The sequence below is a fragment of the Pseudomonas sp. W22_MBD1_FP4 genome (genome assembly GCF_052113765.1).
GTDB classification, from domain to species: domain Bacteria; phylum Pseudomonadota; class Gammaproteobacteria; order Pseudomonadales; family Pseudomonadaceae; genus Aquipseudomonas; species Aquipseudomonas sivasensis.
The window spans coordinates 100,064-118,940 of sequence record NZ_JBGQOI010000002.1; the positions used below are offsets into that span (position 1 = coordinate 100,064).

The 18,877-nt window shown below is 53.5% G+C and carries 13 protein-coding genes; 11 read left to right on the forward strand and 2 right to left on the reverse strand.

Going from position 1 to position 18,877, the window contains the following annotated elements:
- Nucleotides 1-100: 100 nt before the first annotated feature.
- Complete coding sequence (locus tag ACEN2T_RS03315; protein ID WP_032887688.1) at nt 101-1,666, reverse strand: methyl-accepting chemotaxis protein; 1,566 nt, start codon at nt 1,664-1,666, stop codon at nt 101-103.
- A 143-nt stretch (nt 1,667-1,809) separates the two neighbouring features.
- Nucleotides 1,810-2,028 (reverse strand): hypothetical protein, encoded by a 219-nt coding sequence (locus ACEN2T_RS03320; RefSeq protein ID WP_442116305.1) that lies wholly within the window; start codon nt 2,026-2,028, stop codon nt 1,810-1,812.
- A gap of 1,567 nt (nt 2,029-3,595) precedes the next feature.
- On the opposite strand from ACEN2T_RS03320, the gene ACEN2T_RS03325 reads away from it, so the two are divergent.
- From ACEN2T_RS03325 to ACEN2T_RS03375, 11 genes are all read left to right on the forward strand, one after another.
- A complete protein-coding gene (locus tag ACEN2T_RS03325) occupies nt 3,596-4,570 on the forward strand; it encodes a glycosyltransferase family 2 protein (RefSeq protein WP_442116306.1) in 975 nt (324 codons plus the stop codon).
- 4 nt (nt 4,571-4,574) lie between these two features.
- A complete protein-coding gene (rfbB, locus tag ACEN2T_RS03330; RefSeq protein WP_442116307.1) occupies nt 4,575-5,645 on the forward strand; it encodes a dTDP-glucose 4,6-dehydratase in 1,071 nt (356 codons plus the stop codon).
- Entirely contained in the window at nt 5,642-6,538 is an 897-nt protein-coding gene (rfbD, locus tag ACEN2T_RS03335; protein ID WP_442116308.1) for a dTDP-4-dehydrorhamnose reductase, read from the forward strand. Before rfbB ends, rfbD begins: the two co-directional genes overlap by 4 nt.
- 2 nt (nt 6,539-6,540) lie before the next feature.
- On the forward strand, nt 6,541-7,425 hold the full coding sequence (gene rfbA / locus ACEN2T_RS03340) for a glucose-1-phosphate thymidylyltransferase RfbA (protein ID WP_099602964.1): 885 nt from the start codon (nt 6,541-6,543) through the stop codon (nt 7,423-7,425).
- 104 nt (nt 7,426-7,529) lie between these two features.
- Nucleotides 7,530-8,075 carry a dTDP-4-dehydrorhamnose 3,5-epimerase gene (gene rfbC / locus ACEN2T_RS03345; protein ID WP_099602965.1) on the forward strand — a complete coding sequence of 182 codons (546 nt, stop codon included), beginning with the start codon at nt 7,530-7,532 and terminating at the stop codon, nt 8,073-8,075.
- Nucleotides 8,075-8,902: an ABC transporter permease gene (locus ACEN2T_RS03350; RefSeq protein ID WP_442116309.1), complete on the forward strand. Its 828-nt coding sequence runs from the start codon at nt 8,075-8,077 to the stop codon at nt 8,900-8,902. The genes rfbC and ACEN2T_RS03350 overlap by 1 nt, the downstream gene beginning before the upstream one ends.
- Nucleotides 8,892-10,259: an ABC transporter ATP-binding protein gene (locus ACEN2T_RS03355; protein ID WP_442116310.1), complete on the forward strand. Its 1,368-nt coding sequence runs from the start codon at nt 8,892-8,894 to the stop codon at nt 10,257-10,259. Before ACEN2T_RS03350 ends, ACEN2T_RS03355 begins: the two co-directional genes overlap by 11 nt.
- Nucleotides 10,252-14,949 (forward strand): glycosyltransferase, encoded by a 4,698-nt coding sequence (locus ACEN2T_RS03360; RefSeq protein ID WP_442116311.1) that lies wholly within the window; start codon nt 10,252-10,254, stop codon nt 14,947-14,949. Before ACEN2T_RS03355 ends, ACEN2T_RS03360 begins: the two co-directional genes overlap by 8 nt.
- Before the next feature lie 497 nt (nt 14,950-15,446).
- Nucleotides 15,447-16,817 (forward strand): UbiA family prenyltransferase, encoded by a 1,371-nt coding sequence (locus ACEN2T_RS03365; protein ID WP_442116408.1) that lies wholly within the window; start codon nt 15,447-15,449, stop codon nt 16,815-16,817.
- A complete protein-coding gene (locus ACEN2T_RS03370; protein ID WP_099602969.1) occupies nt 16,814-18,127 on the forward strand; it encodes an FAD-binding oxidoreductase in 1,314 nt (437 codons plus the stop codon). Before ACEN2T_RS03365 ends, ACEN2T_RS03370 begins: the two co-directional genes overlap by 4 nt.
- Nucleotides 18,124-18,864: an SDR family oxidoreductase gene (locus tag ACEN2T_RS03375; protein WP_122754470.1), complete on the forward strand. Its 741-nt coding sequence runs from the start codon at nt 18,124-18,126 to the stop codon at nt 18,862-18,864. The genes ACEN2T_RS03370 and ACEN2T_RS03375 overlap by 4 nt, the downstream gene beginning before the upstream one ends.
- Nucleotides 18,865-18,877 lie beyond the last annotated feature (13 nt).

An 18,877-nucleotide genomic window follows, 5' to 3' on the forward strand; every position in this document is an offset into this window, starting at 1 on the left:
TTAGGGCTGCTTCGCAGCCCAGCGCGGGCAAGCCCGCTCACCACAGAGTTATGTGTCTGCCTTTAGGCGTTGTGTAGATAACCCTGCCCCCGATAGCGGTCTAGCGGTTAAAGCGCTCCACCAGCGAGTACTGGGTATTGGCGGTATGCGTCAATTCCTCACTCAACTGCGCCGAGTTCATCGCCTGCTCCGAGGTCTGATCTGCCAACAGCGCAATGGTGCTGATGTTACGGCTGATCTCTTCGGCTACCGAGCTTTGCTCTTCAGTCGCCGCTGCAATTTGCGTGGTCATGTCAGTGATGTGCGCCACCGCTTCACTGATGCCCACCAACGCCTGATCCGCCTCCATCACCCGCGCCACGCCTTCTTCGGCCTGGCGATGCCCGGCGTCCATGGTTTGCACGGCGGCGGCGGCGGTGTGTTGCAGCTTGGCGATCAGGGCATGGATCTGCCCGGTCGACTCGGCCGTACGCTGCGCCAGCTGCCGTACTTCGTCGGCTACCACGGCAAAGCCACGGCCCATCTCGCCGGCACGAGCGGCTTCGATAGCAGCGTTCAATGCCAACAGGTTGGTCTGGTCGGCAATGCCCTTGATCACGTCAACAACGCCGCCGATCTCATCGCTGTCCTTGGCCAGTTGAGTGACGGTCACGCCCGTCTCACCCACGGCAACCGACAGACGCTGAATGGCCTCGCGGGTTTCCCCGGCGATATCGCGGCCGCGACCGGTCAAGCGATTGGCTTCCTGGGTGGCGTCAGCCGTGCGCTGCACATGGCTGGCGACTTCCTGGGTGGTCGCCGCCATCTGGTTGACCGCTGTGGCCACCTGTTCGGTTTCCACGCGCTGGCGTTCCAGGCCGCTGGAGCTGTTGTGGGCCAGGGTGTTGGACTGCGCCGCTTGCTCGTTGAGATGCTCAGCAGTGTCCTGCAAGCGTGTAAGGCATGTCTTCAGACGCGCTTCCTGGCTGAGGATCGACATCTCCAGGCGCGCCTGAGCGCCACGGCTGTCGGTGTACATCTGCGCGATCAACGGGTCGGAGGTGGTCTGCTCGGCCAAACGCAGCAGGCGCTTGAGACCGCGCTGTTGCCAGCTCAGGCCCAGCAGGCCCAACGGCACCGACAAACCCGCCGCCAGGGCAAAGCCCCAGTGGGAGTTGAGCGACACGCCAATCATGAAGCTCAACTGGCTGATCAGGATAAACGGCAGCCAGTCCTGCAACACCGGCAGCCACTTGTCCCGCTGGGGAACGGCCGACTTGCCCTGGTTGATACGTTGGTAGAGCGCTTCGGCCCGGCGGATCTGCTCGGCGGTGGGCTTGATGCGCACCGATTCGTAGCCGACTACCTGATTGCCTTCAAAGACCGGCGTCACATAGGCGTTAACCCAGTAGTGATCGCCCGTCTTGCAGCGGTTCTTAACGATGCCCATCCATGGCAAGCCTTGTTTGAGCGTGGCCCACATATGCCCGAACACCGCCGCCGGCACATCCGGGTGACGAACCAGGTTGTGCGGGGCGCGTACCAGTTCTTCGCGACTAAACCCACTGATCTCGACGAAAGCGTCGTTGCAGTAGGTGATCACGCCTTTGGCATCTGTGGTTGAGATCAACCGTTGCTGAGCGGGGAAGGTACGTTCGCGCTGGGTAACGGGTTGGTTATTACGCATGGTTGTTCAATCCGCAAGGCTTTCAGGGGGTATCGACCGGAACGGGGGTTTATTTAACTTATTTTTGCAACAATCCCTCGGTCGGACGCCACCTCACTGTTCTATTTGAGTTTTCCGGTATTGAGAATGTCGATCGCCATAGGCTATTGAACGTCGCTGCCGTAGTACTCCTGGATAAATGCAGCACGGTCAGTAGCGCCCAGGGTCAGCTTGGCGAGTGCGGCAACCACGGCATCCGGGTTTGCGAGGGCAAATACAGAGGCATTGGGGATGATGTAAATGGTGAGCCTTTTTGAATAACCGCCCAGGCCCGCCAGGATTGGTTTGCCGGTGGCTGCGTATTCGAGCAGTTTGGAGGGCACGATTTTTCAAGAGCCATTGAAGCTATTCAGGTGCAAGAACGGCGCATTTGCGTGCTGATAATAGTGAATCAATTTGTCACGAGATATCGGGGGAATGAGTTCGACATTCGTGACGGCCTTTTGATGAGTGCTTCGCTCAACTTCTTCATCGTAATGCCGTCGCCGATCACATAAAAACGCGCTGTATGCCAGCTATTCAGCCAGTGGAGGCAAAGTTTTTTCCAAGCCTTGGCTCCTGCCGATATTGCCTGCTCAGACAATCTTCAGTGGGGTGAGGATGGGTTGGGCGCACTTGGATCGAAGGGCGTTTCAAGAAACATATCGTCGACACCGTGGATGTGCGTTGAAAAGGTTTTGCCAAGATATCGAGCTAAGAAGTAATCCAAAAAGCCAGGTGATACCTGGTTGGCCTGCATCGCGTGCTGGGGGGGGGCTTTCCAAACGGGAGAACAGTCGCACGAGGCGTTTGCCGAGGGATATCGACAAAGACATCTCGGATATCCAGATGAAGTGGCGTGTGTTTATTACGTGGCAACTGCCTTCAGCGCAGCGTCAGGCATTTAACGGGTAGCAATCGGGGTTTATGCGTTGCTTCAGGCACGAAAGGGCTGTGGACGATTCAGCCCAACGGGCAAGCGGGCGAGTACTGACCGTTCGGATAGGTAAGGCATTTTGCAAGGGCAGGTAAATACAAAACCGCCTTCAGAGTGGCTTGGACTCAGGTGAAATCGGGCGGAATCAGTAAATCGGTTTAGCCACTTGTTGATAGGTGTAATTAGTCTGGAGGAGCTGATTGTCTTGGCACTATTTCGACAAGGGGAGTCGCTCGATAGCTATCAAAGATTTTATTGAAATAGCTGAATATATTTTTGAACTTTTTGAACTTTTTGAACTTTTTGAACTTTTTGAGCTTTTAGATGTATGGCTGGCTAGTTAAAACATGACCCGTGGATCACTGCTAAATACACTCTTGGAGTTTAGGGGGAGGAATTAGCTATTTCGTATTTTTCAGATTTTTGGAATGTATAGCAGCGACTATTGTGCCCGTTTGATCGTCTTTGCGACGCGTTTTGGTGATGCGGCCGATTTGCCTTGTTGGCCTAGGCGCGATCATCGCCTTCTGAAATGCCGCGTTGCTGCGTGGAAGAGGTTGTGGGGCGATCTGTGGGGTATAAGCGGCGTTGTTGCTCCCTGTAACCGCTTCAATTTGAAGCATTCTTCTGGCCCCATGCCCCAAAAATACCCATCAATGAATAGGCGGTCTCGTTTTTGAATTTCACGTGGCTCAGTAAAAAGTGCAGCGACGGTTGCGGCTGTTTAAGCGAGTCGGGAGGGGGAGGGATGTGGCACTTTAATATTAATCCTCGACTGTTTGTCCGGTTGCCCAGTCGCTGACTCAGTGATGCATGGCTGTGTCGGTACTTGGAGTGCGCGGAGCTTCAAACGGAGGAGGGTGGCCATTGATCAAGAGTTGGATTGTGCCTACAGAAGATAACTGTATACTTCATCATTTCCTACGACACATGTCCGCATTTCCTACAGAAATGTTCGCCACGAAGGGAGTTTCGTGTCTATTTTTGCTTCCAGTAGTGCCTCTCTTCTTGATGTGCACGATTTTTGCCATGCAAAAGTCGCCGTATTGATGTGCACGTACAACGGCGAATCCTTTCTGGCCGAGCAGCTTGATTCCTTTGAGCGCCAAACTCATGGTAATTGGATCCTGGTTGTATCAGACGACGATTCCCAAGACGGAACCCTGGCGCTATTGGATGGCTACCGAAATAACTGGGGGGATGAGCGCATTAGAGTGGTACGTGGACCCAAGAGAGGCTTTGCGGCCAACTTTTTATCGCTGACTACTCGAGATGACATCGACGCTGATTTTTTTGCGTGGTCTGATCAGGACGATATCTGGGATCAAGACAAAATCGAGGTGGCGCTCGCTTGGCTGCAAACCATTCCTCAGCATATTCCTGCTCTCTATTGCGGCCGTACCCAACTGATCAGTGAATCAGGGGTGCCGTTAGGGGTATCGCCCCTGTTCCGTTTGCCGTCAGGTTTTGCCAATGCACTGGTTCAAAGTATCGCTGGTGGCAACACCATGGTCTTTAACCAGGCAGCCCGTGATCTTATCCGGGAAGCGGGTGCCGATATCAGCGTTCCTGCTCACGATTGGTGGGCGTATCAGTTGGTCTCGGGTGCGGGAGGGGTCGTCAACTATGACCCTGAACCCAAAGTGCGTTATCGCCAGCACAGTGAAAACTTGATAGGCAGCAATTCAGGCTGGTCTGCTCGGCGGGTGCGTTTGCGCATGGTTTTTCAAGGACGGTTTTACGAGTGGAATGAGCAGAATATTCATGCGCTCGAATCCATGCAGCATCGTCTTTGTGATGGGCACCGCGCGACGCTTGCCCGCTTCAAACATGCAAGAAACCAAACATTATTTCGAAGATTATTGGGAATGCGGCTAGCCGGCCTGTATCGACAGACCCTGCTCGGCAACCTCGGCCTAATCCTCGCAACACTACTGAAAAAGATCTGAATAAATGACTATCTTGGTAACTGGCGGCGCAGGCTTTATCGGTGCGAATTTTGTATTGGACTGGTTGGCGCAAGCGGACGAGCCTGTCATTAACTTGGACAAACTGACGTATGCGGGCAATCTGGAGAACCTCAGCTCTCTTGAGGGTGATAAGCGTCACGTGTTCGTGCATGGCGATATCGCCGATACGCAATTAGTCGAAAGCTTGCTCGTTGAGCATTCGCCACGCGCCATTCTGAACTTCGCTGCCGAGTCGCACGTGGATCGGTCCATTCACGGCCCGGAAGACTTTATCGAGACCAATGTTGTCGGCACATTCCGCTTACTGGAAACGGTGCGCGCCTATTGGAAAGGCTTGCCGACAGATGCTCAGCAGGCTTTTCGTTTCCTGCATGTTTCGACAGACGAGGTCTATGGCTCCTTGTCCAAGGACGATCCCGCCTTCACCGAAACTCACCAGTACGAGCCCAACAGCCCCTATTCAGCTAGCAAGGCCGCTAGCGACCACCTTGTGCGTGCCTACCACCACACGTATGGTTTGCCGGTCCTGACCACCAATTGCTCGAACAACTATGGCCCCTATCACTTCCCGGAAAAACTGATTCCGTTGATGATCGTCAATGCGCTGGCGGGCAAGGCACTGCCGGTGTATGGCGACGGCCAGCAGATTCGCGACTGGCTGTACGTCAAGGACCATTGCAGTGCCATCCGCCGTGTACTGGAGGCCGGTACGGTGGGTGAGGTCTATAACGTAGGGGGATGGAACGAAAAGCCCAACCTGGACATCGTTCATACCATCTGCGCCTTGCTTGATGGGCTGCGTCCTCGCCAGGACGGCAAGCCTTACAACGAACAGATTGCATACGTAACAGACCGCCCAGGGCATGATCGTCGCTATGCCATTGACGCGCGTAAGCTTGAGAGCGAGTTAGGCTGGAAACCGGCAGAAACCTTCGAGACTGGAATTCGCAAGACCGTGGAGTGGTACCTGGATAATCAGGAGTGGGTCAGTAATATCCAATCCGGCTCTTACCGCGAGTGGGTGGAAAAAAACTATTCCGGACGCTCTGTATGAAGATCCTTCTGCTTGGCAAGAATGGCCAAGTAGGATGGGAGTTACAACGCAGTTTGGCCCCGCTGGGCCAAGTGCTCGCGTTGGATTCCAAAAGCCTCGACTACTGCGGTGACCTTAGCGACCTAGGGGGGCTTGCTGCGACCGTGCAGCGGTTTGCTCCAGATGTCATCGTCAACGCGGCTGCATATACCGCCGTGGACAAGGCCGAAAGCGAGCCTGGCGTGGCGCGGCGCGTTAACGCAGAGGCACCGGCTGTATTGGCCGCAGAGGCCCTGAAGCTCAATGCCTTATTGGTGCACTATTCAACTGACTATGTCTTCGCAGGCGATGGCGAAACGCCTTGGCAGGAAAGCGATCCGGTCGGCCCTCTTAGTGTCTATGGCGCGACCAAGCTTGCCGGTGAGCAGGCGATTCAGTCGTCGGGTTGTTCGCACCTGATATTTCGCACCAGTTGGGTGTATGCCGCACGGGGCAACAACTTCGCCAAGACCATGTTGCGCCTTGCGCAGGAACGCGACAGCCTGAACGTCATTAACGATCAGTTCGGCACGCCGACTGGCGCCGATTTACTCGCGGATGTCACTGCGCACGCCATTCGCGCGGTAAGGCAGCAGTCACACCTGGGCGGGCTCTACCACCTCGCGTCAGCCGGTGAGACCACCTGGTATCGCTATGCGCGATTCGTACTTGAGCAAGCGCAAGCGGCAGGGGTAGAGCTTCAGGTTGGCCCAGCTTCAGTCGGCGCCATCGCGACAGCGGCCTATCCAACGCCGGCTAAACGCCCCGGCAATTCGCGACTTAATACCCAAAAACTGCAGAACGCCTTCTCATTGTTCTTGCCGGATTGGCAAGACGGTGTGGCACGGATGCTTATTGAAACACTAGAGAAATGAACATGCTCAAACGTAAAGGAATCATTCTGGCTGGCGGCTCGGGCACGCGCCTGCACCCGGCGACCTTGGCCATTTCCAAGCAATTGTTGCCTGTTTACGATAAACCGATGATCTATTACCCGCTGACAACACTGATGTTGGCCGGTATTCGCGACATCCTGATCATCTCCACCCCCCAGGACACGCCGCGTTTTGAGCAATTGTTGGGTGATGGCAGTAATTGGGGACTGAATATTTCCTACGCGGTGCAGGCCTCCCCGGATGGCCTGGCTCAGGCATTCATTATTGGTGAAGACTTCATCGGTAACGACCTGTCGGCGTTGGTGCTGGGTGACAACATCTACCACGGTCACCACTTTAATGAGCTGTTGAGAAACGCAATGGCTCGGGAAGAGGGCGCCAGTGTCTTCGCATACCACGTTAACGATCCTGAGCGGTACGGGGTCGTAGAGTTCGATAGCCAAGGCAGGGCGATGAGCCTGGAAGAGAAGCCGCTCCAGCCAAAATCAAGCTATGCCGTAACAGGTCTGTATTTCTATGACCAGGAAGTGGTTGATATTGCTAAAAGCATTCAACCCTCACCTAGAGGTGAGCTGGAGATTACCGACCTCAATCGTATCTATATGGAACGAGGCAAGCTGTCTGTAGAAATCATGGGCCGAGGGTATGCCTGGCTGGATACCGGTACTCACGATTCTCTCCTTGAGGCGAGTCACTTCATTGCCACGCTGGAGCGTCGCCAAGGGCTCAAAGTTGCTTGTCCGGAAGAAATTGCATTCAGGCAAAAGTGGATCGATGCGCAGCAGTTGGAGAAACTGGCTGCACCGCTTTCCAAGAACGGTTATGGCCAATATCTCAAACGTTTACTGCATGAGAAGATCTTTTGAAGCACGTTGCTGCAATCTGCCTTCCAAGGCGCTTGCCCTAAGATCTTTTTTTGACCTGCAGCGTCGCCCTGTCGGCCTGGATACATTTTGGAGATATTGTAAAGATGAGAGTTACCCCACTCGTTCTCCCGGAAGTTCTTCTAATCGAACCGAAAGTGTTCGGGGACGAGCGCGGTTTTTTCTACGAAAGTTTCAATCAAAAAATTTTTGAAGAAGCACTGGGAAGGCCAGCTCATTTCGTTCAGGACAACCACTCCCGATCAGTCAAAGGTGTACTTCGCGGCCTGCACTATCAAATCCAACAGGCCCAGGGAAAGCTTGTGCGTGTCACCCACGGTGAGGTGTTTGATGTTGCTGTTGATTTGCGTAAAAGCTCGGCGACTTTCGGCAAGTGGGCGGGCGCCTTCCTGAGTGCAAGCAACAGATCCCAGCTTTGGATACCGGAGGGATTTGCGCATGGTTTCGTTGTTCTCTCCGATAGCGCAGAATTTCTCTACAAAACCACGGATTACTGGGCGCCGGAGCACGAGCGGAGTGTTGCCTGGGACGACCCTGATCTGGCAATTGCCTGGCCGATCTGCGAAGCCCCGACGCTTTCCGCAAAAGATGCCAGTGCACCTCGCTTGATTGATGCTGAGGTGTTTGCCTAGTGAACCCTCATCGCGCACCTTCCGCGGGGCCATTCAGTCTGGCTGCGAGCCTGTGGAAAAATCGTTCGTTGATTTCGCAAATGACTACTCGCGAGGTCATTGGTCGTTATCGTGGCTCGGTGATGGGCCTGGCATGGTCGTTCTTCAATCCGATCCTCATGCTTGCGGTTTATACCTTCGTGTTCTCCGAGATTTTCAAAGCTCGATGGGTGGGAGTGGATACAGGCAAAGGTGGGTTCGCGGTTCTGCTGTTTGTAGGCATGATTGTTCACGGATTGTTTGCAGAATGTGCTAATCGTGCGCCTTCGCTTGTGATGACCAATAGCAACTACGTAAAAAAAGTAGTATTTCCGCTGGAAATTCTGCCGGTGATTACGCTGGGGTCCGCGTTGTTTCATAGCTGCATCAGCCTGATCGTGTTGCTGGCCGCTCAGTTTCTGATCATGGGCCAGATCCATTGGACGGCGCTCTTGTTCCCGCTGGTCCTGGTGCCCTTGATATTGGCGACGCTCGGCGTTAGTTGGTTCCTGGCGTCGCTGGGGGTTTACCTGAGGGATGTGGGGCACGTAATAACGGTACTCACGACCGTGCTTCTTTTTCTTTCCCCTGTGTTGTACCCGACCGCTGCGCTGCCTGAGGCCTACAAACCGTGGCTAAAGCTCAATCCTTTGACTTACATCATTGAGGAGAGTCGAAGCGTGCTGCTTTTTGGAAACCTGCCTGATTGGGGGAGCTTGGGGGTCGCGGTCATCATTGGAGCAGTGATGGCTTGCGTTGGATTCTGGTTCTTCCAAAAAACACGTAAAGGGTTCGCTGATGTCATCTGATCATTCGGTAATCAGCGTTCGGAATGTCTCCAAATGTTTTTACACATACGACAAGCCACGCGATCGCTTGAAGCAAGCGATTGTTCCGCGTCTGCAGCGTTGGGTGGGCGGCCCGCTGACCACCTATGGCAACGAATTTTGGGCCTTGCGCGACGTAAGTTTTGAGGTCGGCAAGGGCGAAACCGTCGGCATCGTCGGTCGAAATGGATCGGGCAAGTCGACCTTGCTGCAGATAATCTGCGGCACACTTGCGCCGACGATTGGCGAGATTGAAACCCGCGGACGTGTCGCCGCGCTTCTCGAGTTGGGTTCAGGCTTCAATCCGGAGTTCACCGGGCGTGAGAATGTCTATCTGAACGGTGCTGTACTGGGTCTTACCCGTGAGGAAGTGGATGATCGCTTCGATGCTATCGCGGGTTTTGCGGATATCGGAGAGTTTCTCGATCAGCCGGTCAAAGCTTATTCCAGTGGCATGGCGGTCAGACTCGCTTTCGCTGTTCAGGCACAAGTAGACCCTGAGATTCTAGTGGTGGACGAGGCTCTTTCGGTAGGTGATGCTCGGTTTCAAGCCAAATGCTTTGAGCGCCTGCGCCAGCTCAAAGAGAATGGAACAAGCATTCTGTTAGTGACGCACTCCAGCGAGCAGGTGGTCACGCACTGCTCGCGTGCAATTCTGTTGGAGCAAAGTCGGGTCGAAATGATCGGTGCGTCACGCCCGGTTATAAACCGCTACACCGATATCCTCTTTGGTCGTAATGCCAGTGATGGCCCCGAAGATGGCCATTCATGCGCACCTGCGAGTACCCCTCAAGAGTCTGTAGCGCCAGTAACTCCCCATGCATTGCTTAACCTGGATAACGATGTCTATGCATCGCGCGTTGGGTACAACCCGCATGAGTATCGCTGGGGCGACGGTGCCGCCACTCTGCTTGATTTCCATTTAAGAGCCAGTGCTCGGGAGTTTCCCACCAGTGCGGAAACCGGTGAAGAGATCGTACTGAGTGTTGCATTCAGATTTAACCGCCCGGTGATTAATCCGATTCTGGGTTTCACCATTAAAACCAAGGAAGGGGTCACGGTTTACGGCACTAACTCGTATTTATTGGAGTGTGTGGAAATACGCTCCATGGGAGAGTCCGGTAGCGCTGCGACTGCCAGTGTCAGATTTATAAATAGACTCGCGACGGGTGATTATTTTATATCCCTAGGGATCGCCTCCCGAGAGGGCGAAGACATCATTGCTCATGACCGACGTTATGACTCTATTCATTTGATTGTCGAGCCTACCCCTAAACTGTTGGGGCTGATTGACCTTGCAGCTGCCATGACAATCGATCCGGTAGATCCAAATGTTTAAACTCGATGATTATGGCTATACCAAGGATGATGCGACGAATGTATGGGTTCGCGCTGATTTTCAGGGCATCGCCTACAGTGATGGTGATAGTGCCGAAACTGAATTGGCGAGCATCATCCATAACGCAAATGACGTTTCTGTATTGTCGGATGAACTCCCGCAGTACTGCACCGATTGGGCAAAGCTTTATCATTTGAGTGCGACGCGGGCTAATATCCTGCGTCCGTTTGAACACTTATTAAAGTCTCGCGTGCTAGAGATCGGTGCCGGTTGTGGCGCCATCAGCCGTTACCTTGGTGAATGCGGAGCGGACGTGTTGTGCCTCGAAGGAAGCCCGCGTCGAGCGGCCATTGCAGCGAGTCGCACGCGGGATCTGGATAACGTCACGGTACTGGCCGAGCGGTTCGATGACTTTAAAGTCGAAGAGCAATTCGACGTGGTCACTCTGATTGGCGTGCTTGAATACGCCAGCATGTTCAGTAATGCCGATGATCCGGCCTTAGCAATGCTTAAGCGAGTTCGCAAACTATTGAAGCCCGATGGGCATCTATTTATCGCCATCGAAAATCAGTTGGGGTTGAAGTATTTTGCGGGGGCTCCCGAAGATCATGTCGGTATCACCATGTATGGAATTGAAGGCCGTTACGAACATGGCCAACCCAAAACCTACGGCAGGAAAGAGCTCAAAGATCTAATCACGAGCGCGGGGTTTAGCTCTTCCAGCTTCCTGGCCCCCAGCCCGGATTACAAACTGCCCAATTCGATCATCACGGAGGGTGGCTTCGAGAGTGACGAGTTCGACGCTGCGGCCTTGGCATGGCAAAACGTTAAGAAGGATCCGCAGCTTCCAGAGCAGACCACCTTTAACTTGGAAAAAGCTTGGTCGGTCGTCATTGACAACCGTCTAGGCATGGATCTGGCGAACTCCTTTCTGATTGTGGCGTCCTGCGGGAAAAATGAACCGCTTGACGTTGACGTGCTTGCCTACCACTACAGCACTGGCAGGAGGACCCGTTACTGCAAGGAATCAGTGTTCGTCAAAACACCGCAAGGTATTCAGGTCCGTTACAGAAAGCTGGGAACTCTTGCTAGCGATGTGACGGAAGCGAGCCTTGAGGATGGCTTCAAATATGTGCTTCCAAGTGTGGACGCCTATGCCAAGGGCAGCGTGCTCAGTCTTGAATTTCTTGATCTCGCGGCACGTCGCGACTGGAGCGTGGAAGGTTTTACGCCATTTTTACAAAAGTATCTCGCGTGCCTGAGGACGCTCCTCAAAAAGGAGGGGGCCGACTTCGAATTACTCTCGGCCAAGTCTCTGCTTCCGGGTCGTTTTATCGATGCGGTCCCTCAAAACATAGTTGTCGGAGCGGGCGACGTTCCACAATTCATAGATGTTGAGTGGGAAAGTTCTGAGGGCGTTGAGCTCGGCTACTTGATGATGCGGGCGCTTCTGCTGCTCATGGCAGCAGCAAGTCCTTTCTATCCGAGTACTTCTTCGGTCAGTCGGCAGGAGTTCGTCACCCAGCTGTTGGCAAGTGCTGGTATGGACATTAGCCCTGAAGACCTTGCGCGCTACATCGGTACCGAGGCGGCTTTTCAGGAGCGGGTAACCGGTGCTGACGCGAATCGCTTCCTGAATTGGTCTCCCGATGCGATGGTCCATAAGCTCGGCGTGACGCATATGCCGTCCAAGCACGCCAAGCTCTATATAAGTGACGAGGCAGGGAATCTTTCAGAGGAGTCCGCCCTGCTCCGAGTGGTAGATGATGGACCTCAACTAATCAGGTTTACCCTTCCTCGCGCGCTGCCCAAGGGGGGATTGCTGCGGTTTGACCCCATCAATAGACGTCAAAGCTTTTCGATTCACTCGATCAGGGTGTACTCTAGCGCCGAAAAGATTTTGGAGTGGCAAGATGACATCAGTCAGCCGCTTGTCATTGCGTCCGCGATGCGGATTTCCGAAGTCGGGCGCGACACGCTTTATCTAGCGCTGAGTGACGATCCGAGCGTGATGATTCCTCTGCAAGCAGAAACGCTTAGTGGTACCGATCAACTAGAGCTAGAAGTAAGCTTCACCTTATTCACGGAAGAGCAACTGGCTCAAGAGATCGAAGTGCTGAATCAATCTGGACTCACACGCAATAATGCTGAATTGCAAAATAAACTCGAACAGTTTTTAGACTCAAGTAGCAAGCTGGATTTGATTGCTGACTCAAACAGTAAGCTTGACGTTATCCTGGGTTCAAATAACAAACTTGACCTGCTAGTTGACTCAAATAAAGAAATTACAAATATTCTGGAGTTGGTAAAGGCTTCGATAGCATCCAACAATGCGGATGTGATTTCCCGAATCATTCGCGAAAAAGATGAAGAGGTTCAAGTCGTCGTCGAACAAATTCGACAGCAGGCTGAGGAGCACGAGGCATTCGTTCAACTTTTGAGCGAGCAGAAAAAATTAGAACTGGACGAGAAAGACTCCCAGATTGAAGAGTTCATCGCAGCGACTGCACTTGAACACGCGCATTCAGAGGCCGAGCGGCTTCAGATCCTTGCGACATTGCATCAACAGGCGTCTCTAAAAGACGAGGCACTGCAACACACGCTGGCCAAGTGGCAAGAGTCGTTGCTGGAGAAGGATGTTCATATCGCCAGTCTTGAAGAACGACTGCGTGTACAGCAGGTACAGAAAGACACTCATATCCATAACTTGAACCTGCAGATCATCGCGATGCAGTCATCGTCAAGTTGGAAGGTTACTTCACCCCTGCGAAAACTCGTTAAGAGCGTTAGACAAGCTAAGAGTTTATGGCGCCTGTTGCCCGCGGTTATCCGTCGAGGCGGTGGATTGCGCAGGACCATGCGCAAGGCTATTGCAGTTTGGCGTCAACAAGGCATTGCTGGCTTGAAGGCACGGGTGGTGTGGGTTGCTGGTGCGAGCAACTTTGCATTTGTAGGCAAGGAAACTCGTGAGGTTCCAGATCGCCACGATTATTCCAGATGGGTTCAGTACTACGACACCCTTGATGAAAATGGTCGCTGGAAAATCAGCGAAGAAATTCGTAAGTGGAAAACCAAGCCACTCATTTCGATCATTATGCCCGTCTACAACCCGCCTTTGGGCTTGTTGCGTGAGGCGGTCGAGAGCGTTAAGTCCCAGCTCTACAAAAACTGGGAGCTGTGTATCGCGGACGACGCTTCCAATGATCCTGAGGTCATCGCCTATCTCAAGTCGCTGAAGCAGCAGGATCAGCGTATTAAAGTGGTGTTCCGCCAGCAAAATGGTCATATCTCCAATGCCAGTAATTCGGCGCTGGAATTGGCGTCGGGGCAGTACATCGCTCTGATGGACAATGACGACTTGCTCGCCGAACACGCATTGTACTGGGTGACCCGTGCTGTTCATGATTGTCCGGATGTTGGCGTTATCTATTCAGATGAAGACAAAATCGACACTGCCGGTAAACGAAGCTCGCCTTATTTCAAATCGGGTTGGAATGAGTTCTTGTTCCGTTCCCAGAATATGGTTTGCCATTTGGGCGTATACCGTTCGGATCTGGTGAAAGCTGTCGGAGGGTTCCGCACAGGGTTTGAAGGCTCCCAAGACTACGATCTGGCGTTGCGATGCATCGAGAAACTCGACCGCAATCAAATCGTACACATCCCTCGCATTCTCTATCACTGGCGTATGCACGCTGGCAGTACCGCCATGGCTGGCGACGAGAAGCCTTATGCCGCGCTCGCTGGTGTCAAAGCCCTAGATGAACATCTCCAGCGCAAAGGTGATATCGGTACTACAGAGCTTTTACCGATGGGCATGTATCGCGTTCACTACACGCCTCCCGTGACGCCGCCATTGGTTACTCTGATTATTCCCACGCGCAACGCCCACTCGTTGGTCAAGCAATGCATCGACAGTATTCAGGCGCTGACTACCTACAGTCATTATGAAATTATCTTGATCGATAATGGATCGGACGATCCGGTTTCTATCGAATATTTTGCAGCGCTCGACCAACAGGACAACGTTCGCGTGTTGCGTGACGATGGGCCGTTCAATTATTCCGCATTGAACAATGGCGCCGTCAGAATGGCGCGCGGTGAGCTGATTGGCCTTGTTAACAACGACATTGAAGTCATCACGCCGCAATGGCTGGATGAGATGGTGTCAATCGCACTACAGCCGAACGTTGGAGCAGTAGGGGCGCGGCTGTGGTATCCCGATGATCGCCTGCAACACGGTGGCGTCGTGGTGGGTGTGGGGGGAGTTGCAGGTCACTCGCACAAATACTTGCCAAAAGGTGACTACGGCTACTTTTGCCGGGCGGCGCTGATTCAAGAGTTTTCTGCTGTGACCGCGGCTTGCCTAATCATCAAGAAAAGCATTTTTGAACAGGTAGGCGGTTTGGATGAAGAAAACCTTAAGATTGCCTTCAACGATGTCGACTTCTGCTTGAGGGTGCAGGAGGCGGGCTACATCAATGTGTGGACCCCTTTTGCAGAGCTCTATCACCACGAGTCCGCGACGCGTGGCTTGGAAGATACGCCTGAGAAAAAGGAAAGATTTTCTAATGAGGTTGTTTATATTCAAAGCCGCTGGCCGAATATTTTGGAAGACTACGCCTACAGCCCGAACCTGACATTGGACCATGAGGATTTTGGCTTGGCCTGGCCACCTAGGGTAAAACTTTAATCCACCGGGATCGCTGTCTGATCTGAAATAGGGCTCTGTTGGCGAGTAAAAGACTCTTGAAGTTGGCCTGTGCAGCGGCAGTGACCTGTCAATCACTATCGCCGCTGCCCTAACGGGGTGACGGAATCTGCGCGTACTCGATCAGGATCGTAAGGCCATGATTTACGCGCGGAAGCGGCTCGCCTTCGGAGGGCATTGGGAAGGTAGTCAGGGTGATCGGGCCAGCAGAGCATGCGCTATGTTGCGTGACCACCGTTTTTCCTGGCGCTATCTTCGTGGTCCCTTTTATGAAGAAATGTTTCGTCTGTGGTAACGTTGCCCGCGAATAAAAGGCACTGTGTTTGAGTATGCCTTAGCGTTTGCTTCCCGTTATTTTCATAAGTTTATTTTGTAGTAGGTTACCCAATGTTCAGGGAAGAGTTCTCGTGACTGTCCATATTGCATCTCCCGGCTTTCCGCTAGTTGTCGATCTCGACGGTACGCTGCTGCGCTCCGACATGCTGCTGGAAACAGGTATGGCTTTTGTCCGCCATAAGCCCTTGAGTCTATTCAAGGTTTTTGGATGGCTGACCAAGGGAAAGGCTGTCCTGAAAGAGGAGCTCGCCCTCGCCAACCCTATTGATGTCAGTGTCTTACCTTTCGATCCGGTAGTGATTGAGCTGATCGAGGATGAGCGATGCAAAGGTCGTACCATTGTTCTGGCTACGGCCAGTCATCACAGCCTTGCCGAAAGTATTGCAGAGCACCTCCAATTATTTGACTTGGTGCTGGCGTCGGATGCCAACCGCAACCTGTCAGCTCATCGCAAGAGAGACCTTCTGGTCGAGCAGTACGGCGAGGGTGGCTTCGATTACGTGGGCAACTCCCATGATGACATCCTCGTGTGGGCTTCAGCCCGCAAGGCCTATGTCGTCAACCCGGAGTCAGGCGTTGAGCGTCGAGCTCAGTCCCACGGTAATGTGCAACAAGTCATTCATTCCAATACATCTGGTCTAAAAGACTGGCTGAAGGCTTTTCGGCTTCACCAGTGGATGAAGAATGCGCTGATTTTTGTTCCTCTGATCGCGGCTCACCAACTGACCAGCCCATTGCTCCTATGGCAGGGCATTCTGGCCTTTTTGTTTTTTGGGCTCTGCGCGTCAAGTGTCTATGTGCTCAATGACTTATTAGATCTCGCAGATGATCGACATCATCACTCCAAAAGAAACCGACCATTTGCGTCGGGACGATTGTCGATCAAATACGGAGTGCTCGTCTTTCCACTACTGTTGCTTGGCGCTTTTGCCGGCGCCATATGGCTATTGCCTTGGGCGTTTTCTGGCGCGCTCGTCGTTTATTACATATTGACGCTGGCCTATTCGCTTTTATTGAAGCGACAAATGGCTATCGACGTGATCGCACTGGCCGCTCTCTATACCTTGCGCATAATTGCAGGGGCGGCAGCATTTGGATTGGCGCTGACCTTCTGGATTCTGGCGTTTTCAATGTTCATTTTCTTGAGCCTCGCGCTGGTTAAGCGTTACGCAGAGCTACGCGAAGCGAAGCGAAAGGGCGATACCGGGAAGACTCGTGGTCGAGGCTATTACCCGGCGGATCTGGAAATGATCTCCTCGTTGGGAGCCTCTTCCGGCTATCTGGCGGTCATGGTGTTGGCGTTGTACATCCACGACCAGGCCACCACTGGCCTTTACGCCCATCCGCAAGTCATTTGGTTGGCCTGCCCGTTGCTGCTGTTCTGGATAACCCGAGTGTGGATGCTCACGCATCGCGGACAAATGCATGACGATCCCGTGGTGTTCGCGATCCGCGACCGTATCAGCTTGATTGTCGGCGCATTGTTTGGGCTGGTGTTCTGGGTGGCTGCATGAGCCGTGCGCTTTATTCCTGGGGCTGCTATCCGCGTACGCCTCAAACTGCACACGCGTTTAGCTGGCTTAGCGACGTCGCCGCTCTACGGGATGCAGTGGTCGCGGCGCAGGGCAGCACGCTGCCCTATGGTAACGGACGCAGTTATGGCGACAGTTGCATGGCCGATAGCAATCATGTTTTGCATATGCGAAGCCTTGATCGCTTCATCCAGGCCGACTGGCAGCAAGGCATTGTTACCGCCGAAGCAGGTGTAACCCTCGCCGAGATACTGGCAATCGCTATACCACAAGGCTGGTTCTTGTCCGTCACGCCAGGCACGCAGTTCGCAACACTAGGCGGTGCGATTGCGAACGATGTCCACGGAAAAAACCATCACCTGCGCGGCACTTTCGGCAACCACGTACGTTCCTTCGGTTTGTTGCGACACAACGAAGAACATCTGAGCTGTTCCCCAACTGAAAATACAGAGCTTTACGCTGCGACCATTGGCGGCCTGGGCCTGACGGGGATTATTACCTGGGCGCAAATTCAGTTGATCCCGATTCGCGCGAGCCAGATAGATAGCAAAGTGGTTCGATTCGAGAACCTGGCGGAGTTTTTCAATTTGTCCGCTGAACTGGATCATCAGCATGAATACAGTGTTGCCTGGATCGATTGCCTGGCGAAGGGCCCCCAGACTGGGCGCGGTGTATTCATCGTGGGTGACCATGCCCGTTATGGCTCACTGGAAGTGGACGCGCGGACAAAGTTGAGTGTTCCGCTGACACCGCCAATTTCCCTGATAAACAATCTGTCCTTGCGTGCCTTCAATGATTTGTATTGGCGGGTACATCCTGCGCAGAGCACACGCAAACGTAGCAGCTACGAACCGTTTTTTTATCCATTGGACCGCATCCTGCATTGGAACCGTATTTATGGCCGCCGTGGGTTCCAGCAGTACCAGTGTGTGATTCCTGACGCAGTCGCTGACGTGGTCATGCGCGACCTGCTGGGCGCTATTGCCGAGTCAGGGCAGGGCTCGTTTCTAGCCGTGCTCAAACGCTGTGGAGACATCGCTTCTCCGGGCCTGCTTTCGTTTCCGCTGCCTGGAACTTCCCTGGCCCTCGACTTTCCCCACAAGGCGGATCTGGCGCGTCTGTTCACCCGGTTGGATGCCATCGTTCGCGAAGGAGGAGGGCGTCTGTACCCGGCCAAGGATGCTCACATGAGCGGCGCCGATTTTCGCCAGGCCTATCCTGGCTGGGAGCGACTGGAAGCGTTGCGTGATCCCTCGCTGAATTCCCACTTTTGGAAACGAGTTACTCAATGAAACGAATTTTGATTATTGGCGCTACATCGGCCATCGCCACTGCTTGCGCTCGCCTTTGGGCAGAACAAGGCAGCGAGTTCTTTCTCGTCGCTCGCAGTGCCGACAAGCTCGCACAAGTCTCGGCGGATCTCACCGCGCGCGGTGCAAAAACAGTGACTGTTCACTGCATGGATGCCACCGATTTTGCTGCCCATGGCCCGATGCTCGAAAGCTGTGCCGCTACGCTGCAACAAATTGATGTTGCGCTCATAGCACACGGTACTTTGCCAGATCAAAAAGCGTGTGAGCGGGATGTCTCTGTTGCATTGGCAGAGCTCAGCAACAACGGAACGTCGGTGATTGGTCTGCTCTCGCTTCTTGCCAATCAATTTGAGACCCAGCGCTGTGGCACGTTAGCGGTGATCTCATCTGTGGCAGGCGACCGCGGCAGGCCTTCGAACTACCTTTATGGTACGGCGAAAGCGGCGGTGTCGACCTTCTGTGAGGGGTTACGCGCGAGGATGTTCAAGGTCGGCGTGCATGTGATGACAATCAAGCCGGGGTTCGTTGACACGCCTATGACTCGTGGTCTGGCCTTGCCGGCTGCGCTGCTGGCGACGCCAGAACAAGTGGCGGCTCTTATCATCAAAGGCGTTGAAAAGCAAAAAGACACACTGTATGTGCCGGGGTTTTGGCGCCTAATCATGCTGATTATAAAAAGTGTACCAAGTGTAATTTTTAAAAGGCTCAACCTTTAATTTTATCTTGTTG